11 protein-coding genes and 3 pseudogenes are annotated in these 23,418 nt (G+C 63.2%); 1 reads left to right on the top strand and 13 read right to left on the bottom strand.

The window, feature by feature from the left end; translation table 11 throughout:
• Positions 1–113, bottom strand: a pseudogene (locus BMW28_RS13300) (IS5 family transposase); the annotation flags it as partial.
• A gap of 120 nt (positions 114–233) precedes the next feature.
• On the opposite strand from BMW28_RS13300, the pseudogene BMW28_RS13280 reads away from it, so the two are divergent.
• Positions 234–395: pseudogene (locus BMW28_RS13280) on the top strand (integrase domain-containing protein); the annotation flags it as partial.
• 78 nt (positions 396–473) lie between these two features.
• On the opposite strand, the gene BMW28_RS10220 reads toward BMW28_RS13280, so the two are convergent.
• The 12 genes and pseudogenes from BMW28_RS10220 to BMW28_RS10170 all read right to left on the bottom strand — a co-directional run bounded on the left by BMW28_RS10220 (position 474) and on the right by BMW28_RS10170 (position 23,181).
• A complete protein-coding gene (locus BMW28_RS10220; protein ID WP_091817480.1) occupies positions 474–2,552 on the bottom strand; it encodes a UvrD-helicase domain-containing protein in 2,079 nt (692 codons plus the stop codon).
• Positions 2,553–2,574: 22 nt separating this feature from the next.
• On the bottom strand, positions 2,575–2,949 hold the full coding sequence (locus tag BMW28_RS10215) for a hypothetical protein (RefSeq protein WP_091817477.1): 375 nt from the start codon (positions 2,947–2,949) through the stop codon (positions 2,575–2,577).
• The gene (locus tag BMW28_RS10210; protein WP_091817474.1) at positions 2,946–4,049 is read right to left on the bottom strand and encodes a hypothetical protein; all 1,104 of its coding nucleotides are present in this window, start codon (positions 4,047–4,049) and stop codon (positions 2,946–2,948) included. The genes BMW28_RS10215 and BMW28_RS10210 overlap by 4 nt, the downstream gene beginning before the upstream one ends.
• 14 nt (positions 4,050–4,063) lie before the next feature.
• Positions 4,064–7,000, bottom strand: coding sequence for a DNA methyltransferase (locus BMW28_RS10205; RefSeq protein ID WP_091817470.1), 2,937 nt, complete (start codon positions 6,998–7,000; stop codon positions 4,064–4,066).
• A gap of 1 nt (position 7,001) precedes the next feature.
• The gene (locus tag BMW28_RS10200) at positions 7,002–10,121 is read right to left on the bottom strand and encodes a BPTD_3080 family restriction endonuclease (RefSeq protein ID WP_091817467.1); all 3,120 of its coding nucleotides are present in this window, start codon (positions 10,119–10,121) and stop codon (positions 7,002–7,004) included.
• A complete protein-coding gene (locus BMW28_RS13235; RefSeq protein WP_268751087.1) occupies positions 10,118–10,252 on the bottom strand; it encodes a hypothetical protein in 135 nt (44 codons plus the stop codon). The genes BMW28_RS10200 and BMW28_RS13235 overlap by 4 nt, the downstream gene beginning before the upstream one ends.
• Positions 10,253–10,262: 10 nt before the next feature.
• On the bottom strand, positions 10,263–11,309 hold the full coding sequence (locus BMW28_RS10190) for a Fic family protein (RefSeq protein WP_091817465.1): 1,047 nt from the start codon (positions 11,307–11,309) through the stop codon (positions 10,263–10,265).
• Positions 11,310–11,656: 347 nt separating this feature from the next.
• The gene (locus tag BMW28_RS13275; RefSeq protein ID WP_407640951.1) at positions 11,657–12,532 is read right to left on the bottom strand and encodes a tyrosine-type recombinase/integrase; all 876 of its coding nucleotides are present in this window, start codon (positions 12,530–12,532) and stop codon (positions 11,657–11,659) included.
• A 78-nt stretch (positions 12,533–12,610) separates the two neighbouring features.
• Positions 12,611–12,868: pseudogene (locus tag BMW28_RS13270) on the bottom strand (Arm DNA-binding domain-containing protein); the annotation flags it as partial.
• 196 nt (positions 12,869–13,064) lie between these two features.
• Positions 13,065–14,162: a redox-regulated ATPase YchF gene (gene ychF, locus BMW28_RS10180; protein ID WP_091817462.1), complete on the bottom strand. Its 1,098-nt coding sequence runs from the start codon at positions 14,160–14,162 to the stop codon at positions 13,065–13,067.
• Positions 14,163–14,326: 164 nt separating this feature from the next.
• Positions 14,327–22,927, bottom strand: a complete 8,601-nt coding sequence (locus tag BMW28_RS10175; RefSeq protein WP_143280587.1) for a GH36-type glycosyl hydrolase domain-containing protein — start codon at positions 22,925–22,927, stop codon at positions 14,327–14,329.
• A gap of 17 nt (positions 22,928–22,944) precedes the next feature.
• Complete coding sequence (locus tag BMW28_RS10170) at positions 22,945–23,181, bottom strand: hypothetical protein (RefSeq protein WP_143280586.1); 237 nt, start codon at positions 23,179–23,181, stop codon at positions 22,945–22,947.
• Between the last annotated feature and the right edge of the window lie 237 nt (positions 23,182–23,418).

Raw genomic sequence — 23,418 nt, 5'->3', positions numbered from 1 at the left:
TACAGTCCCTTGAGGTGGCCGGCGATGGAATGCCAGTCCAGCAACTCGTGCAGCTTCATGCTGGGACTGTCCTGCACCAGCGGCTTGGCACCCATCAAGAAGAAACTGTCCATCGCGATCATCCTCCTGCTGTCATTGGAACATGGTTTGTTGGGCTTCCGGGGGGTTATGCAACGGTCTTGTCATTGGAACATGGTTTGTTGGGCTTCCGGGGGGTTATGCAACGGTCTTGATATGAAACATTGACGGGGTGGAAGTCGCCGGCAGCAGGTGGACCGGGCACGGCTCAACTCGACCTATCACAGCGCCTGGCCGACCGACACGCCCGGCAGCAGATCAGTCATGAACTTGGGCACGAGCGGGTGAAGGTGACAGCGGTCTATCTGGGAAGCTAAGTCGCACGCTGCGCAAGTACCTGGGGCGATACAGCCAAGGCACGCTGCCACCACCAGACTCATCCAAGACGCGTGGGGCTACTTCTGCAGTAAGTCCTCCAGAAATTCCGACTCAGGTTTCACTGCTGACACATGCAGTTGGTCGCGGGCACGGGTGCAAGCCACGTACAGCAACTGGCGTTCGGTGTTATAGATTTCGGTCAGTTCGGCCTCGTCAGCAGCAGTGTCGATGCGCACCTGTGAAGGGATGATTTCATCATCGCAGGCCATGACCGCAACCACGCGGAATTCCATGCCCTTGGCCAAGTGCATGGTGGTGATACTGACGAAGCCCTCTTCCGTTGCCATGTCCTTGCCGAGCACGCGCCCCTGCAAACCTGCGGCCTTGACTGCCGTCTGCGCGCGTGACAATTCGCTGTCGGATCGGACGAAGACCCCGATTTCCTGCGGCAGCACACCGCTGGTATTGCATTGCTGCAACCATACGCCGACGGCCTGGCTTTCCGCCTCGGCATCGGCATAGCTACAGATGGTCGGCTCTGGCCCATTGAATACAGAAATCGTGCCTTTGCGGCTTTCGACATTTCCGTCCACATCGGAGACCTCGGGACCGAGAAGCCGGTCGGCCTGCGAGCGAATCTGGTGCGAGGTGCGATAGTTGATATTGAGCGTGCGCGAACGGCCACGCACATCCACACCAAGAGATTTCCACGAGAACGGCGTCTGGAAGATGCGCTGGCCCAGATCGCCGGCAAAGAACAGGGCATTGGCGCGGTTGCCGGCAATCGCCGCCAGGAAGCGCAATTGCTGCACGCCGATGTCCTGCGCCTCGTCCACCACGATGTAATCGAATACTGGATGCTTGCGCTTGGGCATGGCCTCAGCCAGCTTGGCGAACATCTCTGCCGCAGTGATCTTGCCGGCCTGCTTCAATTGCGCCTTCACCTTGGCGAACACCTGCCAATACAAGGCGCGCTGCGCCTCCGACAGACGTGTCTTGCGACCCAGCCGCTTGGCATCGCGGTAAGCCTCCCAGCTTTCCACTTGCCAAGTGTCCACCACATCTTCCCATTCGGACAGCAAAAATGCAGCGCTGGCCTTCAGGCCATCGACCTGCGTGGCGGCAGCCTTCAGTAGTGTGGAAATTTCATCACGGCTGGCGAATACCGGTTTACCGAATTCCGCCGCATACAAGCGGATGCCAAGAGCATCCATGGCGGCCACGTCGATACGTTCGCCGAGCCTAGGCGTGTTCCAGATCAACCGATACAGATTGCCGCGCAAGGCATTGGCCAGCGTGTCCGAAAACGTGGAAAGCAAAACGCGCGCATCTTCGTCCTGGTGCGCCAGATGCACGGCCCGGTGCAAGGCAACCACAGTCTTGCCAGTGCCCGCCGAGCCAGACACACGCGCCGCACCGTTGTAATGGCGCTCGACCAGTTGACGCTGTGCCGGATGGAGGAACACCGTCCACTTGTCCCACGGGTATTCCAGGGCGCGGGCCAACTCGTCCATATCGGACATGACGCGGAAGCGGCGTTGCGCGTCCGGGTGCAGGAATGGGTCCGCCCCCTTGCCTGCCACTTCCGGCAACGTCGGCGTGCCGCCGGTCGCCAGTTCGAGCAAGGCTTCGGCCGCCTCACCGGGCAGGTGGTCGGCCAGTTCCAGCAGAGAATCCTCATCGGCAGCCTTCACGTCGGCCAGCCAATCCTGCGGCACGCCATAGGCCAGCAGTTGGGCGTCGGCATACTTTGCGAACAGTTTCGGCTTCTGTTGCGTCGCCGGCCTGCTGTCCTCGACATACTTCGGAACGAGGATCTCCTCGACACGCTCGCGAACCTCGACAAGCTGCGCTGCGCCGGTGGTCGGGTGCACTTCCAGCTTGCGCCGCTCGGCCCATTGATAGGCCTTGTCGTGGTGATCGACGTAGCACAGCAGCAGGCTGCCGGCAGTCTTGTGGACGATCAGGCGAATGTCGCGGCTGACGCGCACCGACCAGAAGTTCGGATCCTTGGCGCGGTCGAGCTTGTGGAAGCTCATGCCCTTGCCGGCTGGGTCCATCTGCAAGTCGAAGGCGGTGGTCTTGGCGGCCTTTTGCTCATCGCCGGTCAGGCGGGCCAGGCTGGTGGTAAACGTGTCGGCGATGCGGAATTCCATCAGTTCCTCTCAACGATGGCAATTACGCTGCGCGATACTGACTACCGCGATCCACCGCGAACTTCTTCAGCTTCTTCGCCAACTTCCGGCATTCCTTTTCGGTGAACGCGCCGAAATTAATGATCGCGTGCGCTGGGTTCCCGGGGACGGGATCGGGCTGGTGCGTCAAACCAACCGATACGGTCTCCGCGCCACTGACAGCCCACACACCAACGGATTCCAAACCGAGCTCCACTGTGTAGTGCTGATGCGATGCCTCCGCAGTAGTCTGATCGCCATCGTAAACGGACAGTTTTCCGTCATCCTTCGGGAAAGGAAAGAAAGCTTGGCTGGAAACCTCGCCATCGGGAAAGAAATTCGGATGTACCTGGCGCAGCAGCAAAATCTGATCGTTCATGCCTGTTGCACCTTGATATTTTCATTCAAGAACGCGAACAGAGACTGCCAGCCAGCAGCATCAAGGTTGAAGTCTCTCTCCACGTCCTCCTCATCGGCTCCAAACGCATGGTAACTGGCTTGCAAATTGGTCAAATCAATGTCAAGCGATGGGTCGCCTTCGACTTTCCATTCGAGCAAAAGATTGCCATCTTGCTTAGAAACAATCAGGGGTATGGGTAATTTTTCCGGGTAATCAGCGATCAATTTCTCAGAGACAGGAGACAGCCTGTCGGCATTGGGCGCCAGCCCACCACCCTCGAACCATCCATTTTCGAGCTGGGAGATTTCGTCCAACCGCGCCGAGATGGCGTAGTTTTTGGTGACTTCCAGCGACTCGATGGATATTACTTTTTGCAGGCGTTCGTAAGAGTCATAGGCACCTACGCCCACCACGCTAATCTGATGGCGCTGGCGACCGCCATAGGCGCGAGCCATGTTGTGAAACGAATCTGGCATGGGAATAACAACGGCTGGACTATTGTCTGCCGGTTTCAGACGAAATGAGGATTTGGCGAAATCTACCTCTTCGATGTAGCCGTTAAGCGAAATTTCTCGCTCATAGACCTGGTCAGCGGCCAACACCAGTTGCTTGCGCTTTTCTTGTGTCAGCCGGGCCGGATTCCCATCCCCTTGAACCGGTAACTCCAAAGCCTCATCGGCACGCAAGGAACGACCGAACTGATTGAAGTGGCCCAACAACTCCTTCGGAAACGCTTCCGGCAATGCCACAATCGGCGCGGCGATGCACTCTGCCACCAAGTCACGGGCACGCTCGAAGTAATCCTTTTCGCCACCTTGCAGGGCTAGCGCGCCGGCCATGACTAGCGCTAGCATCGGCTTGGCGCTACCCGCATCAATGCGTTCGATGTCCAAACGGAAACCAGCCTCAAATCCCTTGGGCACTCGCTGCCTTTCCGGGTGCTCTAATAGATATAGGTGCTTGGCTAGCTCGACAATCAAGCGTTCATAAGCAGCAAGGTCACGGGCCACATCGACGGGCAGGGTGTGCTCGTCAAAACGTGCGCCAGTAAATCTGGGTTGGGAGAAGTCGATCTTCATATGTCCTCGCTCCCCTAGCTTACCCTGAAAACCTTCATCACCTCATCCCCGAGGTGATTGATGACCTTCACCGCAAACCGGCCGTTGCTCGGTTTCGGGAAAGGGCGGGAGGTATCGGAATTGAGTGTCGCCCAAGCGTCGGGGTCAACCTCAGATTTGAGGGTTGTCTTCAACGCCTTGTACGGATCGTTCGCGCCGAGGAAGTAGGCATGGCGGACGAAGAAGGATTCTTCGTTGTAGTCGGTGTCCAGGAACCAGCAGGCAATGCCGTCTGCGCCGTCGCTACGCACTTCGCCGGTGCTGGGGTGGAACACGTCCACGCCGTTGATCCTGACCACCAGTTGCCCGTCGGCAGGCACGTCGATGATGTCGCGCTTGCCGTCGTAGCGGCGGATGCTGCGGCCCTGGGTGTCCAGCACGTCCACATCCGGCTCGCCGAAGATCACGAACAGGTTGCCCTTGCCGGTGTTCTTCAGGTCTTCGGCCATGTGCAGGTCAGCGTTCATGCGAGCCTTGAGCACGTGGATGCGGCCGAGCTTGCTAAATTCGCTGGCCGGCGCGTCGTAGTTGAAGGCGCAGGCGATCAGCACGTCGAAGTTGGCATCGCCGGCTTCACGGGCGGCATCGACCAAATCAGCGCGGGTGACGGTGCCGAATTCCGGCCCAACCAAGATGCCGGCACGCTTCACCTGTCCGTTTTCCAGATAGCGACCTTCGGCGCAGACCAGTTCGCCCGGCCACGGTTCCAGTGAGGTGAATTCGATCTTGTCGGCTTTGTGCGCCTGCTGCACACCGGCGGTGCGCAGGTTGGCCAGGATCAGGCTGGCGAAGTCCTGGCCGTATTCGGCCTGGGTTTCGGCCACCTGGTCGATCAGCTCGTCTTCCTCGTCCACGCCCAGCACTCGGTGCGGGCTGAGCGATTCCACGGTGAAGGGGCCGGCTACGCGCACTTTCTTCTTGTCTTCGTAGGGTTTGTCGTAGAGGTACTCGAACTCGGCCTTGGCGGCGATGGAGGCGTCAATTTCCTTTTGGCGGGTGATGCGTTGCTGCCACCAGTCCGCATGCAGTTTTTTCGCGGCATCGTCCCACTTGGCTTCCGCTTCACGCGGAATCTCCCATTCCTGCCACTGTTTGCCGAGTGCCTTGTTCAGCGCTTCGCGCAGCGGCTCCAGCACGGTCTGGAATTTGTCCCAGATGACGTCGATTTCGGAGTTGTTGGCAATGGATTTGAGGGTGATATGTGGCACGCGCTCATAGACGAAGCCGTGGGCGATGTTGCCCCAGGTGGACTGGCTGGACGGCGCACTGCGGGTGATCTCGGCTTCCTTCAACTGGCCTTCGCGGGAATCGGCCAGCAGGTAGTACGGGTAGCGCGCGCCCATGATGCGGGCGCGGGCCAGCGCCAGCGCGACGCGGCTGGTGTCGACGGTGATCCAGCGGCGGCCCCATTGCTCGGCGACGTAGGCGGTGGTGCCGGAGCCGCAGGTGGGGTCGAGGACGAGGTCGCCAGGGTCGGTGGCCATCAAGATGCAGCGTTCGATGACCTTCGGATTCGTTTGCACGACGTACAACTTATCCGAAGCGAAACCCGCCGTTACCGTGTCGTCCCAAGAGTTGTTCAAGGGATAAACCGGAAAGTCGTCAACATAGCGAACGTAACGCAGAGTTTGACCTGCAAGCTCAAGGCGTTGGGACTGCCTCAACCTTGTCATTCCTGTCACGGTTGTTTTCCAGCCGCTTTTGCCAACGGGAATAACTCTTCCCCGGAACGGAACGTCAAAAAACTGCGGCCCGCCTGAGCTTTGGCTCGTCAAGTTATCTACGCAGTAAAGTCGCGCATCAGCCGGAATGCGCCCCCGTTCTTCTTCTGTTGCTGACCTGCGGTCTGCTTTGTCGAAGAAATCGAGTTTGTTATATGCAGCAGCGCCACCGCCCAAATCTCGTTTGGAGCGATACGGCTGCCGATACTTGATTGCAGCACCATTCTTCGCATACCAAAGAATGAAATTGTTTACTGACGCGAGCGTTTCGGTTCCGCCAGTCGGTGAACCCGCACCGCCCGTTGTCTTGAAATTGATTTGGCTGACGAAGTTCGCATCGCCAAAAACTTCATCCAATACGGTCCGGACGCGATGGACGTTTTCCTCGCCAATCTGCACGAAGAGCGACCCGGATTCGGTCAACAAATCCCGCGCCACCATCAGCCGGTCGCGCAGATAGGTCAGGTACGAATGAATTCCGTCGCGCCAGGTATCGCGGAACGCCTTCACCTGCTCCGGCTCTCGGGTGATGTGCTCGGCACTGCCGTCCTTCACGTCACGGCTGGTGGTGGACCACTGGAAGTTGCTGTTGAATCTGATGCCGTAGGGCGGATCGAAATAGATGCACTGCACCTTGCCGCGCAGCCCTTCGCGCTCGGCCAGGCTGGCCATCACCTGCAAGGAATCGCCCAGGATGAAGCGGTTCTGCCAGTGGCCTTCGTGCTGGTAGAACTCGGTGCGATCGGCGCCCTCGGGCAGGCCGTTGAAGTCGCTGAACAGGTCCAGCGTATCCTGCTGTGGAGCGACGGCCTCGCGGCGCTCCTCGGTCTGGCGGCGCAGGTCGTCGATCAGCGCCTTGGGCTTGACCTTTTCCTGGATGTAGAGCGGCGGCGCATTGACCACCAGATCGCTCCAATCCTGCTGGTCCTTGCCCCGCCAGATCAGTTGCGGGTCTAGGTCGCGGTTGAGCCGCTGCTGGAACTCCGAGGATGCCTTGCCCGTGTCATGCAGAGCGCACAGTTCCTCCAGCCATTGCCGGTTGGCGCGCGGGTAGGCCACCTTCACTGGCGCCTGCTCATGCTGCTGCATCACTGACTGGTGCTCGACGGTCGGGATGTTCTTGCGTTTGGCCTCGGTATGGGTGATCTGCTCGATGCTCTTGCCGGGCGTCTGGTTTTTCTTGGTTGCCATTTCAGTGTTCCTTGTTTCCCGGCGCGGGCACAGCCGCTTCAATCATTTGGTTGAACTTCGCCTCGACCTCTTTAGCGAAGTCATCCTGCATTTCGTACACGTCACCAAACTCGACGAAGGCCCAGCGGCCATGCGTGCCGAGGTGATTCACGCCGGGAATCCAGTAGGTGTCCATGGTGGACTTTTTCTCCTTGGCGTCTTCGCGCCGGTAGCCCTTGATCTCGACGATCAGGTTCAACGGATCGTCCTTGCCGCCACCGTCGTCCACTTGCACGATGAAGTCCGGGATGTAGATGCGGTTGGCCGAGCCGAAGCGGTAGGGCACTTCCAGGCCGAGGTTATGGTTCTTGGTATAGGCCAGCACCTTAGGGTGCGACTCGGCGACGCGGCAGAATTCGCCTTCCCAACCGCTGTCCAAGATGACCCAGTTGACGTGGTTCTTTGGCTGGTTGTCCACGCCGCGGGTTTCCCAGCGTTCGCTGCCCGGGCGAGAGGTGTTGAAGCGCACGTGCGCGGTGCTTCCGGTCGGGTTGAATGGGTCGAGGATGGCCTTGACCTGCCGGCCTTTCTCCAGTTCCTTCGCGGTAATGCCCTTGGTGATGCGCTGGCAGGCCATGTCCGCCAGTTCGCGGTACATCAACTGCGCCGGGTAGGTACCGCCCTTGCATTCCAGGCATTCGTCCAGCCACTGGCGCACGATGCGTTTGAGCTGACCGAACAAGGCAATCGGTGCATCCTGGCCTTGATCGCGCCAATGCTGGAACAGCAGGTGCTTGGTCAGCTCCATCAGCAGGGTGGACTGGCGCACGTCTCCCAAATGCTTGATGTCCAGCTCCACCGCCTCGCCGATGATGCCGGCGTTGTGGGTCTTGGTCGCACCGACCATATCAGGCGTCAGGCTGAGGTGGTGATCGTCATTGAATCCGGCTTCGAGTTGTTCTTCTGGCAACTCGACACGATAGCCCTGCACGCGCGGAAACCGGATTTCCAGATGGTCGCGCTCCGGGCGGAGTGCCTTGACTGTGACTGTTTCGCGGGGCTTGGGCGGCGTGACAACGACAGGCTTGGCTGTGAAGTCAAAGGGAATGCCGAATACGTCAGCGTACTCAACGTCGAACAGGCCCTGCTCGTTCAACTCATAGGATTGGCGACGCAGGGCTCGACCAATCACCTGTTCGCACAGCAGTTGGGTGCCGAACGCACGCACGCCGAGGATGTGGGTGACGGTGTTGGTATCCCAGCCTTCGGTGAGCATGGACACCGACACGACGCAACGGATTTGCTCACCCAGGCGGCCCTGCTTGCCAACGGTGTTCATCACTTCGCGCAGAAGTTCGCTGTCACTCAGGTTCTCAGCCTGGCGGCGGTCGCCGGTGCGCTCGATGATCTCGCGCTTGAAGCGTTCGATCTCGTCGGCAGCCATGCCTCGGAAATTGTCGTCCAGCGCCTCGCCGGATTCGAGCTGCTCGCTGTCGATCAACAAAGTGTTCGGGCGCGCCAGGGGCTCACCATGCTCATCGAAGTTGCGGAACAGTTCCAGCCGCCCCGGCACGCGCGTGATGGAGTCGTCGTCGTTGGTGCGCTCGAAACCTGAGATGTAATCGAACACCAGTTTGGAAGTAGCGGTGTTGTTGCACACTACGATGAAGCACGGAGGCACGTTGATGCCGGCCTGTTTCCAAGCCTCGTAGGTTTTGCGATAGTGGCCGTACAGGGCTTCCAACGCGGTCTGCAATTCCACCGGGATAGCCAGCGGATCGAGCTGGGCGTTCTTGCCCCGCCCCTTCTTCGGCATCTTTTTGCCGATGTGCTTCCAGAGCTCGCGGTAGATGGGCATTTCCGCGCCAGGGATGTTGTCGGCCACCGGCACGCGCGGCAATTTGACGATGCCGCACTCGATGGCGTCCATCAGCGAGAAGTCGCTCATCGTCCAGGGGAACAGCGTACCTTCCACATAGCCGGATCCGGCCAGGAAGAATGGCGTGGCCGACAGGTCGATCACCTGTTGCAAGCCCAGTTTGCGGTTGACGGCCTCCAAACCGGAAATCCACAGGCGCGCGGCTTCGTTCTCGTCCTTGCCGTGTTCCTTGGCCGCCTTGAGGTCATCGCCGGTCAGGGGGTTACCCTTGTCGTCGATGAAGTCGTCGTCGGAAGCGGGCTTCTCTCGATAGCAATGGTGCGCCTCGTCGTTGATGGCGAGAATGTTCTTCAGCCCCATCAATTCCGGCATGACTCGCTGGAGCATCTGGCCCTCAGTTTCCAGCGTGTCCAGCTCGCTGCCGATACGGCCTTGCAGCAAGCGACGGCCTCCCTTGGACAACTCCATGCGCTCGCGCAGTTTGAAGGCGTGGTAGTTGGTGATGACGATCTTGGCCTTGTCCAGATCCGCCAACATGTCGCGAGGCACGATCTCTCGGCTGGCGTAGTAGCTGTCCGCATCATTGGGCAGCAGCACGCGCAGACGATCCTTGATGGTCAGACCAGGGGCGACCAGCAGAAAGCCTCGGGTGAATTTCTTGCTCTGCGGATGGCGCACGGCATTGACCGTCTGCCATGCGATGAGCATGGCCATGACCGTGGTCTTGCCTGCCCCGGTGGCCAGCTTCAGCGCCAAACGCAGCAGGCCAGGATTGGCATCGTTGCTAGCCTTATCCAAGTGATCGAGGAAGCGCTCGCCGTTCTTGCCAAGCTGCGGGGCGACCTCGGTCAACCAGATGGCAGTCTCGGCCGCTTCGACCTGGCAGAAGAACGGACGCACACCAGCGAACTTGTGGTTGCGCCAATGTTCCAGTAGACGGGCTGTTTCGGGGGTGACGCGCCACTGCGACGGGGGCAGATTACGCCAGGCGTCCACTTCCTGCCGGACCGCATTGATGATGGCGGTGTGGTCATAAGCCTGCTTAGCAGTGGACAGGCCCTTACCTTCATCAAACAATAGACCCGCCTGCTCGTATTCACCTTTCTTCTTGCGCGGTTTGGGAATCGGTGTGATGAAGTCGGCGCGGCGACGGCTGGAGACGATTTTCTGGGTCGGTTGACCGCTGGCGTCCAGTTCCCAATGCCTGGCCGGATAATCATACGGCGAATTCAGAATGGGTTGGGCGAAGAACTGGTCACTCACTTTTTAAGTCCCTTATTGATGTTTTTTCGAGGCGATTCAAAGCACGCAGCCGCGATCTTTAGCCGTGTCCATGGCTGGATGATTTGCTGGAGGTTGCCCAGCAAGCGGATGATGTTGTCGATCAGCTCCATCACCACTCCCTTAACCTTTTTTCATCCATTTCGCCCCTCGTCCTTTGCCTGTTGACTCTATCAATCCCTCTGACTTCATCGCCCGCAGCACCAACCGCACCATATCCCGGCTCACGCCTGGGCAGGCTTCTTCAACCTCGGAAATCGAAAACGGCAGACTGCGACCCAAGACGTCTGCGCGTACCCGGTCGCCCTTGCTGCCACGGCCTCGCTCGATAGTTCCGACACGCTCCTCGAACTCGCGGTAGGCCCGTAGCAAGGCACCCCAGAAGTAGTCGAGCCAGGGTTTGACGTCGTGCTGCCCCTGGTGCCATCCCTGCGAGCTGGCTTCCAGCGTTTCGTAATAGCCTTCCTTGGTGTCCTCGAAGATGCGTTCCAGGCTGATGTAGCGGCCCACGGCATAGTCGAAGTGGTAGAGCAGCAGCAAGGTCAGCAAGCGGGACATGCGGCCGTTGCCGTCCGGGAAGGGGTGAATGCACAGGAAGTCGAGCATCGCCAGCGGCACCAGTACGAGGGGGTCGGCCAGGTGCTGATCCAGCGCGGTGGCGTAGCGCCCTGTCAGATCGGCCATGGCCATCGGCGTTAGATGCGAAGCCACCGGCTGGAAACGCAGCCGTGACGAGCCGTCCGGATGGCGTTCGATGATGTCGTTGTTGGTGGCTTTCCAGCGTCCGCCGGCCTGCGGCATGTAGCGATACAGCAGGGTATGTAATTGCAGCACAACACCCTCGCTGAAAGGCATGTGTGCGGCAGACTCGTGGATCAGTGCCAGGGCGTCACGGTAGCCGGCGATCTCCTGTTCGGAACGGCTCTTTGGCGTTGCGTTGCGGATGACCAGGGACTTCAGCCGCGAAGGCGCGACGACAACACCTTCCAGCCGGTTGGACGACTCGGTGGACTCCACCACCGCGATCTGGCGCAGGCCCTTGAGGGCTTCGGGCGACTGTGCAGCGTAGAGCTGCTGCTTGCCCTGATACTCGCCCAGTGTGCGCAACGTGGCGGCCTGGGTGCCATCGAAGCGAAGCGCGGCAAGGTACTCGAGTGTGAGCGAGTGCATGAAAATGTAAGCCCAGGCTATCTAAATGGGGTAATCATAGCCTTTAAATGGGGCAATGTCTCTAAAAATGCCTCATTTCTGATGTTTGACTACCCCATTTCCTGAGTTGGACCGGTCGTGAGGGACTGGCATGGCCGTCCAGTAAGGAAATCAGTGAGATGAGTTTCAAAAAAAGGGATCAATGTCAAAATTACCCTATTTAATTCATTGTTTACCCCATTCCTGGCGCCCAGCCTTGGGGCAAAGGCAAATGGCAAGGGAACGGCTCTCAAGGGACAACGGCCCTATCCAGAAAAGGAAAAGGCCACCCCTGTCCACTCCTTCTGCGACACCCAGCCAACTATTCCCTATACCGTGCCGCTGCCCTCCGCAGCGCTCAGATAGTCCGCCCAGTCCTGCAACAGCGTCCTTCTCTGATCCAGCAACAGCGCCTTGTTGTACGTCGCCCGAACCTTGTTGCTTTCCACATGGGCAAGCTGCCGCTCAATCGCATCGGGCCGGTATCCGTTCTCATTGGCCCAGGTCGAAAAGGTCGTCCGCCAGCAATGCGGCGTCGTACCTCGGCCCAGGTTCATGTCGCGCATGGCGTAGGTGAGCCGATTGGGCGTGGTGAAGCCTTTTCCGCTCCTGTGCGGGAACAGATAGCGTCCGCCACTCGTGATGTGCTGCAAATCTTTCAGCACCGCTATGGCCTGCGTTGACAACGGGCTGACATGGTCGCGCCGCGCTTTCATCTTCGCCGCAGGCCGACGCCACAGCGCATCCTCAAAGTCGAACTCATCCCACTCGGCATCCGCCGCTTCCCCTGGACGGCAGGCGGTCAGCGCAATCAGCCGCAGGCACAGCGAAGTTTCCGGATAGCCCCGGTAGCCACGCAACTTCTGATAGAACTTCTGGATTTGCTCTCGCGTCATCGCCGCCTTGCTCTCGCTGAACGGCACGCGCAGCAGCCCGCGCAGACTGGGGATCGGATTGGCCTCGACCAAACCCCGCACCACCGCGAACTCGAAGATGGCCGAAAGATCGCCTTTGACGTGAATCGCCGCCCACGCGCCATGAGCTTTGCACTCCTCCAGCAGTGGGCGAATCTGCTTCACGCCAATGTCGCTCATCGGCATTCCATCGAACTTGGGCGACAGGTACTTCCTGATGCGGGACTCTTTCGTGCGGTAGGAACTGAGCGCAAAGACAGGCTTGATCTCGGCCAGGTACGCCTGCGCCACCTTGGCAAACGAGCTTTCACGAGCGCGCTTACGTTCTTCCAGCGCTTCGAGGTTGCGCTGCTTGACCTGCTGCCGCTCATGGGCAGGATGGATGCCTTGCTTGACCAAGGCGCGAGCCTTCTCACGGGCAGCACGCGCCTCCGCAAGGCTTACTTGAGGAAAGCCGCCAATGGCAAAGAGGTTCTCCTTGCCTTGCAGGCGGTACTTTCACCGCCAGAGCTTGCCGCCGGTAGGCTTGACCAGCAGGAACAAGCCCCCGCCGTCTGAAAGTTTCCAGTCTCGATCAGTCGATTTGGCCGACCTGACCTTGAGGTCGGTGAGTAGGTTTTCGGGCATCGTTGGACTCCACTGCGGGGAGATGTACCCCCACGGTTGAACACGAGTACCCCCAACGCTACCCCCGAATTTTCCGAACTTCGATGAACAATAGGAACGCTCAGTAGACCGTATTGTTTACGCAACCCATTGATTTCAAATGGAGCAACCTGTCCACCAAGCGCTACTGAGCTCCACCGAGATCCAGCGAAATTCGTCAGACGTTGAACAAGAAGTTCATCACATCCCCATCCTTGACGATGTACTCCTTGCCTTCCGCGCGCATCTTGCCCGCTTCCTTGGCACCCTGCTCGCCCTTGTACTGGATGAAGTCGTCAAACGCGATGGTCTGCGCGCGGATGAAGCCGCGCTCGAAGTCGCCGTGGATCACACCCGCTGCCTGCGGCGCGGTGTCGCCCACGTGGATGGTCCAGGCGCGCACTTCCTTCACCCCAGCGGTGAAATAGGTCTGCAGGCCCAGCAGGCTGAAGCCGGCGCGGATCAGGCGGTTCAGGCCGGGTTCGTGCAGGCCCATTTCCTCCAGCATCATGTCGCGGTCCTCGTCGCTCATCTCGGAGAGTTCGGACTCGATCTTGGCGCAGATGGCCACCACCGGCGCATCGCCGTGCGCCTTGGCAAATTCCTTCAGACGGTCCAGCAGCGGGTTGCTCTCGAAGCCGTCCTCGGCCACGTTGCCCACAAACATGGCGGGCTTGCCTGTGATCAGGCACAGCGGCTTGAGCAGCGCCTTTTCCTGGTCGTTCAGGTCCAGGATGCGCGCGGGCTTGCCCTCCAGCAGGCCGGCCTGCACCTTTTCCAGCACCTTCACCATGGCAATCGCTTCCTTGTCGTTGCCGCTCTTGGCTGCCTTGCCGTAGCGCACCTGCGCCTTCTCCACCGTGCCCAGGTCGGCCAGGCACAGCTCGGTCTGGATCACCTCGATGTCAGAGATCGGATCGACCTTGCCCGCCACGTGGATCACGTTCGGATCCTCGAAGCAGCGCACCACGTTGACAATGGCATCGGTCTCGCGGATGTGCGCCAGGAACTGGTTGCCCAGGCCTTCGCCCTTGCTGGCACCAGCCACCAGGCCGGCAATGTCCACAAACTCCACTATCGCCGGCACCACGCGCTCGGGCTTGATGATCTCGGCCAGCTGCTTGAGGCGCGGATCGGGCACTTCCACCACGCCGGTGTTGGGCTCGATGGTGCAGAACGGATAGTTTTCGGCAGCGATGCCGGCCTTGGTCAGGGCGTTGAACAGGGTGGACTTGCCCACGTTGGGCAGGCCCACGATGCCGCATTTGAGGCTCATGGAAATTCCTTGGAAAAGCAGCCCCTGCCGCAGGCGCGCGTCAGGAAGGCAGAAAAGTAGGGGCAGGCTCCGGCCGTCAACAGCCGGAAATCAGACAAAACCCTGTCGCAACGCGCGCTTGCGTGGCACGCGCGGCAGGCACAGACAGGGATTGCTACAACCCTTCATTCTACCTTCGGCCGCCATTCTCCGGGCGAGGCATCCACCACCAGCACCCCGCTGGCCGGGAACTCCTCCAGCAGCACCGGCGTGCCGGCCGGATGCGCCCGTGCCTGCCCTTCGCGCGCCAGCGCCGTCTGCAGCGCGTGCTCGCCCTGGCACAGCACCACGCGCCAGCTGCGGCCGTCGCGATGTACAGTTACGCTGGTTTCCTGCCAGTGCGGCGGCAGGCAGGGCTCGATGTGCAGCACGTCCTGCTTGAGCACGATGCCGCACAACGACTCCAGCCCGGCCCGCATCAGCCAGCCCGAGCTGCCGGTGTACCAGCTCCAGCCGCCGCGGCCGGCGTAGGGCTCCACCGTATAGACGTCGGCCGCCACCACATAGGGCTCAAGCGCATAGGTTTCGCCCAGCCCGTTGTGCTGCCAGCGGTGCGCCGGGCTGATGCCCTGGAAGGCACGCCACGCTGCGCCCGCCTGTCCCAGTCGCGCAAAGGCCATCAGGCCCCACACGGCGCCATGGTTGTACTGCCCCGCGTTCTCGCGCACGCCGGGCGGATAGGCCTGGATGTAGCCGGCACTGGGCTGCGCATGTTGCAGCGGTGGCGTCAGCAGGCGCATCACCTGGTGCTTGTGGTCGAACAGGTGCTGGTCGGCCTGCTGCATGGCGGTACGCGCCCGCACCGGATTGGCCGCTGCCGACAGCACCGCCCAGGCCTGGGCAATCAGGTCGATGCGTCCTTCCACGTTGCTGGCGCTGCCCAGCACCGAGCCATCGTCGAAGAAGGCGCGGCGGTACCAGCTGCCGTCCCAGCCGTCGGATTCCAGCGCATCGATCCAGCCATTGCGCGCCTGCTCCCACGCGGCCACGCGGCCACCATCGCGCCGCGCCCGTGCCAGCGGCAGATACACACGCACCACCTCGCACAGGAACCAGGCCAGCCACACCGACTCGCCCCGTCCTTCATGGCCCACGCGGTTCATGCCGTCGTTCCAGTCGCCCGTTCCCATCAGCGGCAGGCCATGCGCCCCCGTGCGCAGGCTGCGGTCGATGGCCAGCGCGCCGTGCTCGTACAGGCTGTCCACATGGCCACTCACATGCGGCGATTCGTACACGTCCTCGCGCTCCGGCGGCACCTGGGAGCCCTGCAGGAATGGCACCTGCTCATCCAGCAGGGCATGATCGCCGGTGCGCTCCACATACAGCGCCAGCGCCAGCGGCAGCCAGAGCAGGTCATCGGTGAAGTGCGTGCGCACCCCAGCGCCACCGGGCTCGTGCCACCAGTGCTGCACATCGCCCTCGGAGAACTGGCGCCCGGCATGGCGGCGGATCTGGCGTGCCAGCAGCTCGGGCGCGTGGCCCACCATGCTCATCGCATCCTGCAACTGGTCGCGGAAACCGAAGGCACCGCCCGCCTGGTAGAAACCGGCGCGCGCCCACAGGCGGCACACCACGGTCTGATACGGCAGCCAGTGGTTGACCAGCGCATCGAACGCCGGATCGGGCGAACTCACCTGACGCGCTCCGCACAGCTCGCCCCAGAAGGCACGCACCTGCTCGAAACGCTCGACGATGGGCGTCTTGCGCACCTGCTCGGCCAGATGGCGGGCCTGCGGCAGGCTCCAGCCATGGCCCAGGATGGAAACGGCCGACACGGTCGCTCCCGGCTGCGCCGTCAGCACACAGGCCACGGCCGCGCAGGGATCCAGCCCCAGGCCGCTGCGCTGGCCGAGGCGCGTGGGCAGCACCGGGCAGCCTTCGCTGTTGAACAGTTCGCGGCGGTCGCAGGTCCAGTCGGCCTGCTGCGACTGGCCCGCAGGCCCGATCAGTGCCAGAAAGGCCGTGCTCTCGCCAAAGCCGCCGGCCCGGTCCAGTTGCGTGGCATACAGCACCGGCGCCGTCTGCGGCGGTGGCAGGCCCACGCCATGCGGCCCCACCACATGCTGCTCGGTGTGCGTGTAGATGCTCATGCGCTCGCGCCGCGAGGCACCCAGCACCCACTCGGCCAACGTCACGAGCCGCAGCCGGCGCGCCTGCACGCCGGTGTTGCGCAGCATCACCACGCACTGCTTCACCGGCAGGTCGCGATCCACGCACCAGGTCAGCGTCACGTCCAGCCCCGGCAGTTGCTGCTGCATGCGGGTGAAGCCAATGCCATGCGTCACATGCACAACATGGCTCTGGCAGACCTGGCCCAGCGTCCAGACTTCGCCACCGTCGATATCCTCCAGCAGCAGGCGTTCGCCCGCCGGATCGCCCAGCGGATCGTTCGACCAGGGCGTGAGCTGGTGCATGCGGCTGTTGCCGGCCCAGGTCATGCCGGCGCCCACTTCGGACACATGGCAGCCGAAATCCGGATTGGCCAGCACGTTGATCCAGGGGCGCGAGGGACGATGCCCGTCGTCCAGCGTGAAGCTGAAACTGCCGTCCGCCGGATCGAAGCGGCCCTGTGGCGATGCCGGAGCAGCGCCGCCAGCCGAACCCAGACGCGGCACCTGCAGCCTGCAGGGTACCGATTCAACGGCCGGCACCTCTGCCGCGCCCGCCGCCGGCCCGCTGCGCAGAACCTGCTGTGCCAGCGTGCGTCCGTCCGCCGCCAGGCGCACCGAGGCCAGCAGATACAGCGTGGTGCGCTCGTCGTCCGACAGGTCGCTATCGTGCAGGATGAACAGGGCCGCACGCAGATGCTCGGGCCAGCGGTCGTCCTTGCGCGCCAGCAGGCGCTCGCGCATCAGCTGCAACTGGCGCTGCACCGGCGTGAGGTAGGAGGCGGGTTCGCCGTTGAGCACCACCATGTCCACGCCCAGGCCACCGGCCGACCACAGGCGCAGCGAGCGGCGCAGTTGCTGCACCATGGGCAGGCCGGACTCTTCCGAGATCGACACCACCAGCAGCGGGCGGTCGCCCGAAATGCCGTGGCGCCAGAGCAGGCGGCGGTCGCAGGGCAGGCGTGCCGCGCGTTCCACATCGTTCTGCGCCAGATGCTGTTCGCGGTAGTGCTGGGCCGACAGCTGCGTCTGCACGCGCAGCAGCGCGCGCCAGGCTTCGGGATCGAGCTGGATCTCGTGCAGACGCACGCCGCTCATGGTGTTGGCCATGCTGCTGGAACGCTTCACATGGCCTTCCTGGCGGTAGCGGTCCACCAGCTGCTCCAGCGCCGCCGGATCGCGCGAGGCTGCCATGGCAAACACCAGACGCGCCTGCACCCCGGCCGGAATGCGCAGCCGTACACGCAGCACCGCCACCGGATCCAGTCCAGTATCGACGGCAATGCCGGGCAGTTCGGGCACGCTGTGGTCGTCGTGCAGCAAGGTGTAGCCGCCGTCGCCATGCACACGCGCCGAGCAGCCGTGACGCCCCACCCAGCGGCTGCGATCGGCGCAGGGCTCGACAGACACGATATCCGCCTCGCAATGCGCCAGGAAGGCGGCTGCATACATGGGCTGATAGTCCGCCAGCCGGGGCTTGCGGCACAGATAGAGGGCCCGGTCCGCCTTGTCCCAGTGCGTGCGCACGAACAGGTTGGAGAACGCCGGATGCGCCTCGTCATCGGCCTGCGCTGCCAGCGTGATTTCGGAGGCAAAGCTGATCGTAAGCTCGAGCGCATGGTCGCCCAGGTTTTCCAGCCGCACCTGGCGCAGTTCGCAGTCATCTTCGGCACTGACCCAGACATCGGTCAGCGCTTCCAGATCCTTCCAGCTCGCCTTCAGCAAGGCGCGGTCGGGCAGCAGTTCCGCGTGGTAGCGCGCCTGCGGGTCGCGCGCCGGCAGCAGCGTCAGCGAATGCCGTACCGCGGGCGTGCTTTCGTCACCGTGGCGCTCCACATAGAGGTAGCTGCCATAGGCATCACGCAGCGGGTCATCACGCCAGCGTGTCAGCGCCAGTCCCTGCCAGCGGCTCACGCCGGCGCCGCGGCTGTTGATCCAGACCGCGTGGCTGCCATTGCTGAGCAGTTGCAGCGTGGCCGGTTCGGCCAGCAGCGGCTCCTCCAGTTGCGCCATGTAGGTCGGGCCCGCGCTGCTGGAGATCGGCCGGCTGGACGGCGGCGGCAGCGGCTGCACCACGCGCGGTGTCGCCTCATGCAGCAAGGCCGCCACGGCACGCAGATAGGGGTCCGTCATGGCCCAGTGACGCGGCGCGTTGTCGCACAGCACGTCGGTGAAAGCCACCAGACTCATCGCCTGGTGGTGCGCCATGTAGGTATGTACCGGCGTGGACACGCGCCCGGCCAGCTGGCGCTGCGGCGTGTAGTCCAGCGACTCGATGAAACCCATGTCGCCGCGCATGCCCAGCTCCTGCAGGCGGCGCAGGTTGTCGATGGCTGCGCCCGGATACAGCATGGTGGCCATGGCCGTGGCATAGGGCGCCACCACGCGCACGTCGGTGGGCGTGCGGCGCAAGGCCAGCGCTGCCACGCCCTGCGGCCCGTACTGGTAAGCCAGCGTCTGGTCTTGCCCGGCAATGGCCGATTCGGAGATGCCCCAGGGCGTATCCAGCTCCTCGCCGTCGGCACGCTGCTCCAGAATGGCCTGGCGCGTCACATGGCCGAGGGCACTCGCCGGCGGCTCGTCCAGCACCAGCGTCGGCATCAGGTATTCGAACATCGAGCCCGACCATGACTTGATGCCCAGCCCGCGTTCGTTGAAGAAATACGGCCGCCCCAGCGCCGCCCAGTGCTCGGGCGGCACATCGCCCTTGGCGATCGCCACCAGACTGGTCAGGCGCGACTCGCTGGCCAGCAGGTCATAATGGTTGGCATCGAGCTCGCCGGTTTCGGTACGCAGGCCGATGTGCAGCAGGCGGCGGTCGTGGTCATACAGGATGCTGTAGTCCGGCTCCAATGCGAGAGTGCGGCAGCGTGCGCCCAGGTCCAGCAACTGCGCACGCAGTTGCAACGGCTGCGCCATCTGGTCATGCAGCAGCGAAGCCAGGATGGTGAGGTGGTCGGTCAGCTGGGCCAGGGCCGGCTCCAGCGTCGGGCTGGCACTCTGCCGCGTCAGCTCGGCCCGCTCGCGCGACGCCTCCACCCGCGCCAGCAGGGCCGCCAGCGGCGCACCGCCTGGGCTGGGCGGAGTCGCATGCACCAGATCAGCCACCGAAGCAAACCACTCCAGCGGCTGCAGCTGGGCCAGCAGCGGCTCCAGCCGCATGGCCGACCATTCCAGCGTGCATTCCAGTGCGGTATGCGGCTCGGCCTCCAGCGCTGCCGCCTCTTCGCAGGCACGCGCCACCACCAGCAGGTGGCCGGAACAGTTGCCGCTGTCCACCGTCGAGACATAGCCCGGCGGCAACACGGCCAGCGTGCGCGTGTCGTACCAGTTGTAGAAATGGCCGGCGTGGCGCGGCATGCGCTCCAGCGTCGCCAGGGTGGCCCGCAGCCGCGTCACCAGATCCGCACGGCCGATGAAGCCGATCTGGCGCGCGCAGGCCAGCACCAGCAGGTACATGCCGATGTTGGTCGGCGACGTGCGGTGCGCCACCATCTGGAAGGGCTGCATCTGCACGTTGTCCGGCGGCAGGAAGTTGTCTTCCTCGCCCACATGCCGGTCATAGAAGCGCCAGGTGTCGTGCGCCAGCTCGAACAGGTAGCTGCGCTGCTGCTGGGTGATGCGTTCGCGGCGCGGCCGCGGACGCAGGCGGCTGATCACCGCCACCCACACCGGCACCAGCGCCCACAGCAACAGCAAGGGCAGCAGCGCCAGCCAGTTCACCGGCCAGCCTGCCAGATGCGCGCCCACGGCTCCCACCAGCAGCACGCCTGCCATCAGCACGGTGGCCTTGTGCTTGCGCAGCAGCGAAGGCAGGTCGGTGCGCACCGAGGCCTGCGCGGCTGCCGCCGTCATCCATTCCAGCAGCAGCCGGCGCGATACCAGCTGCCGGTACAGCGCGCGCAGCACGGCATCGCCATACAGCACGGCCTGATCCAGCAACGTGGCCAGATGCCACAGCGGCGTCACCAGCGCCCGGCCCAGATCCTTGAAGCCTTCAGCAAAGAAGTGGCGCAAGGCAATGTCGTCGCGGTGTGGCGCGAGGCCGGCCAGCGCGCCGAGCAGCGGGCCGCCGCCATAGGCCGCCAGCACAGCGATCAGGGCCCAGTGGAAAGGCAACGTCTGCGTGAATGCCACCCACAGCAGCAGCAGCGCCGAGAACGGCGCCACCATGGAACGGCGCAGGTTGTCCGCCACCTTCCAGTAGTTGATCAGCGGCACGCGCTCGCGCCAGAGCAGGCCGATCAGCGGCAGCAACTGCCAGTCGCCGCGCGTCCAGCGGTGCAGGCGCGATGCGGCCACGTCGGCGTGCATGGGCGCATCCTCGACAAAGGTCACGTCGCTCACGCCGGCGCAGCGCAGCAGGGCACCTTCAAGCAGGTCATGGCTCAGCACATGCTCCGGCGGCAGCTGGCCACCCAGCACCGTGTGCGTGGCCTGCACGTTGAGCAGGCCCTTGCCGGTGAAGGTGCCCTGCCCGAACACGTCCTGGTAGATCTCGGAACTGGCCGCGCTGTACGGATCCACCCCGAGCCGGCCGGCAAAGAGACTGTGGAACCAGGTGCCGGCTTCGGTCGTCGGCATCGGCGTGGCAATGCGCGGCTGCAGGATGCCGTAACCGCGGCTGATGAAGCGCGTGCCCGGCTCGATGCGCGGCTGGTTCAGCGGATGCGCGGCAATCGCCACCAGCTCGCGCAGGCGGCCCGGCGGCATGTCGGTATCGCTGTCCAGTGTGACGAGGTGGCGCACGCCCGGCGCCACGCGCGAGAGTTCGCCCAGATCGATGAACGGGGCCGGCAGCGTCTCGGCGGATTCGGCCAGCGCCTGCACCAGCTGTTCCAGCTTGCCGCGCTTGCGCTCCCATCCAATGTAGCACTGCTGTGTATCGCTCCACTCGCGCGTGCGATGCAGCACCAGAAAGCGCAGCGGCCTCCCCGGTTCCACCGGATAGCGCTGGTTCAGCTCGGTGACACCGGCGTGGGCAAAGGCCAGCGCAGCATCATCGCCCTCCACCACCTGCGTTGCGGCATCGGCAAAATCGGACAGCAGGGCAAACTGCGCATGCGTTTCGGGGTTGGCCAGGTGGTGCTGCTCGAGCTGGATCAGCAGTTCGCGTGTGCCCTTCTCGCTGGTCAGCATGCTGGGAATCACCACCAGCGTCTGGTGCGCCTGCGGAATGCCCTGGCGCAAGGCCATGCGGTGCAGCACCGCGGGCGGCACCGACTCGCTGATCAGGCGGTTGACCAGCGCCACCACGGTTTCACCCAGCGGCGCCAGCAGCAGGTAGGCCGTCACGGCCCAGACCCAGCCATGGATCTCCGGCCCCTGGTAGCCCAGGTCCATCACGCGCAGCGTCAGCCAGCCCGTGATCAGCACCACCGTCAGCAGATAGGCCCAGGCGTTCCAGCGCCGTCGCATCGGGCTGGTACGTGCCGGGAAACGCCGCGGCGACAGGCCGAGGGCCTTGCGCAGCTGCGGTTCGCCCTCGCCGCGCCACCAGTAGGCCGGTGCCACCAGCGGGTCATCCGGCCCTTCGCCCTGCGCCGTCAGGTCCACCAGCGTCTGCGCCACCTCGGGCTCAGGCCGGCGCGACTTGCGCGCAAGCCGCTCGATGGCATGCAGGGTGCGGTCCTGCGTGGGCAGGCTCTCCGCCATGTGCTGCGGGCAGGTCGCCATGATGCGCATGACGGCGTTGTGGCGGGCAAACAGCTCGCGCCAGTTCACCTGGTCGATCTTGCGCAGCGTGGTGATCGCGTTGCGGATGCTCTGCTCGTCCTCGGTCAGGGCGGCCTGGTGGCGCGCTTCGGTCGCCGCCGGATCCTGCAGCCGCACCTTGAGCCAGGCATGCAGCTGCCGGCTGTAGTCGTACGAGAGATCTTCCTGGCGCTGCTCCACCTGCAACAGAAAGGCTTCTTCCACGCCGAGGCGGCGGAAGCGCTGTTCCAGCTGGTCGAGCTGGCGGATGGTGCGCTGCTGCTCCGGGCCATCGAACCAGCTGTGGGCCGCATCACGCGCCGCCTGCAGTGCCGCCGTGCGCAGCGCCAGCCGCGCCAGGTTTTCCAGCAGCACCACGCGCAGCGTGGTCGGAAATGACCACAGCTCCGCCAGCGAAAGATAGCGTTCGGCCAGATAGCCGCCGAGAAAGCCTTCCAGCAAATCGTTGTCCAGATGGCTGTCGGCATGCGCCACATAGGCCCAGACCACCCCATAGATGCGCGGCAGGCCAGCCAGCGGCTCGCTGCGCAGGCGCGGCAGCTTGCGGAAGAAGCTGGGCGGCAATCCCTCGCGGATGGCCAGTGCCTGAGCATCGATGACCGAGGCGTTGTCGAGCAGCCATTGCGCTGCCGGCCCCGGATGACGCCCGTCGGCGGTAAGCTGCTCCAGCACCTCGCGCGACTTGTGCAAATCGGCAATGTTCTGGCGCAGGCGCGGAAAGAAGGGCTTGCTGCGCAGCCAGTGCGGCGTGTGCGCATCATGGATGGCAGCCAGGTGCTCGCCGTGCAGGCGAAAGCGTGCCGGGCCGAACAACTCGGCCCGGATCGGTGCCTCAATCGGGGAACGGAACCCGGTCAGTCCATCCAGAACGGCGCGTAATGAAAATCCCTTGATGGCCGGCAAGTCGCATCACCCGCCGGTCAGAACCAGGACAGGCCGGCCTCGAACGCGAGTACCGCCACCAGCAGCGTAGTCACGAAGTGGGTGCCGGGATAGGCCACGGCGCGCTGCAGCAACTCGCCAGCCTGCATCCAGCGGCTGGTGGAAGTACGGCAGTGTTCAAACTGGCGGCCCAGCGCGGCCATGTCCGCCGACAGCAGGGCAGAGGCACGCGAGCGCTTGGCAGGCATGCGTGAAGATGGAAATGCGTGTTTCATGCCGGACTCTTCCTGGATCGTGTTGTCTCTTCGGGCAGCGGCGAGCTGGCGCCTGTGCTGCGCGCATCCGCTGTCCCGGTCGATGTATGTTCTGCGTGCCGCCAGATGCGGCCAGGTGCCACTGCCGCGCGGGCAGGCCCGCCCACAGCGGGACTCCGACTGTTCCACTCCAGGCGAGACTGGAAAAGCTAATGCGGGAACATGTCAGAAATATGACGATACCCCTGCACCCTGGTG

Origin of the sequence: Allobrachymonas denitrificans DSM 15123 (assembly GCF_900110225.1) — a bacterium.
Taxonomy (GTDB): Bacteria; Pseudomonadota; Gammaproteobacteria; order Burkholderiales; family Burkholderiaceae_C; genus Brachymonas; species Brachymonas denitrificans.
The sequence above is the reverse complement of the archived record's forward strand: the minus strand, read 5'-3'. Positions and strand labels throughout refer to the sequence as shown.

Coding starts and splice junctions, on each gene's coding strand:
- BMW28_RS10220 (WP_091817480.1), bottom strand. CDS start 2,552: ATGGAATTCCGCATCGCCGACACGTTTACCACCAGCCTGGCCCGCCTG.
- BMW28_RS10215 (WP_091817477.1), bottom strand. CDS start 2,949: ATGAACGATCAGATTTTGCTGCTGCGCCAGGTACATCCGAATTTCTTT.
- BMW28_RS10210 (WP_091817474.1), bottom strand. CDS start 4,049: ATGAAGATCGACTTCTCCCAACCCAGATTTACTGGCGCACGTTTTGAC.
- BMW28_RS10205 (WP_091817470.1), bottom strand. CDS start 7,000: ATGGCAACCAAGAAAAACCAGACGCCCGGCAAGAGCATCGAGCAGATC.
- BMW28_RS13235 (WP_268751087.1), bottom strand. CDS start 10,252: ATGGAGCTGATCGACAACATCATCCGCTTGCTGGGCAACCTCCAGCAA.
- BMW28_RS10190 (WP_091817465.1), bottom strand. CDS start 11,309: ATGCACTCGCTCACACTCGAGTACCTTGCCGCGCTTCGCTTCGATGGC.
- ychF (WP_091817462.1), bottom strand. CDS start 14,162: ATGAGCCTCAAATGCGGCATCGTGGGCCTGCCCAACGTGGGCAAGTCC.
- BMW28_RS10170 (WP_143280586.1), bottom strand. CDS start 23,181: ATGAAACACGCATTTCCATCTTCACGCATGCCTGCCAAGCGCTCGCGT.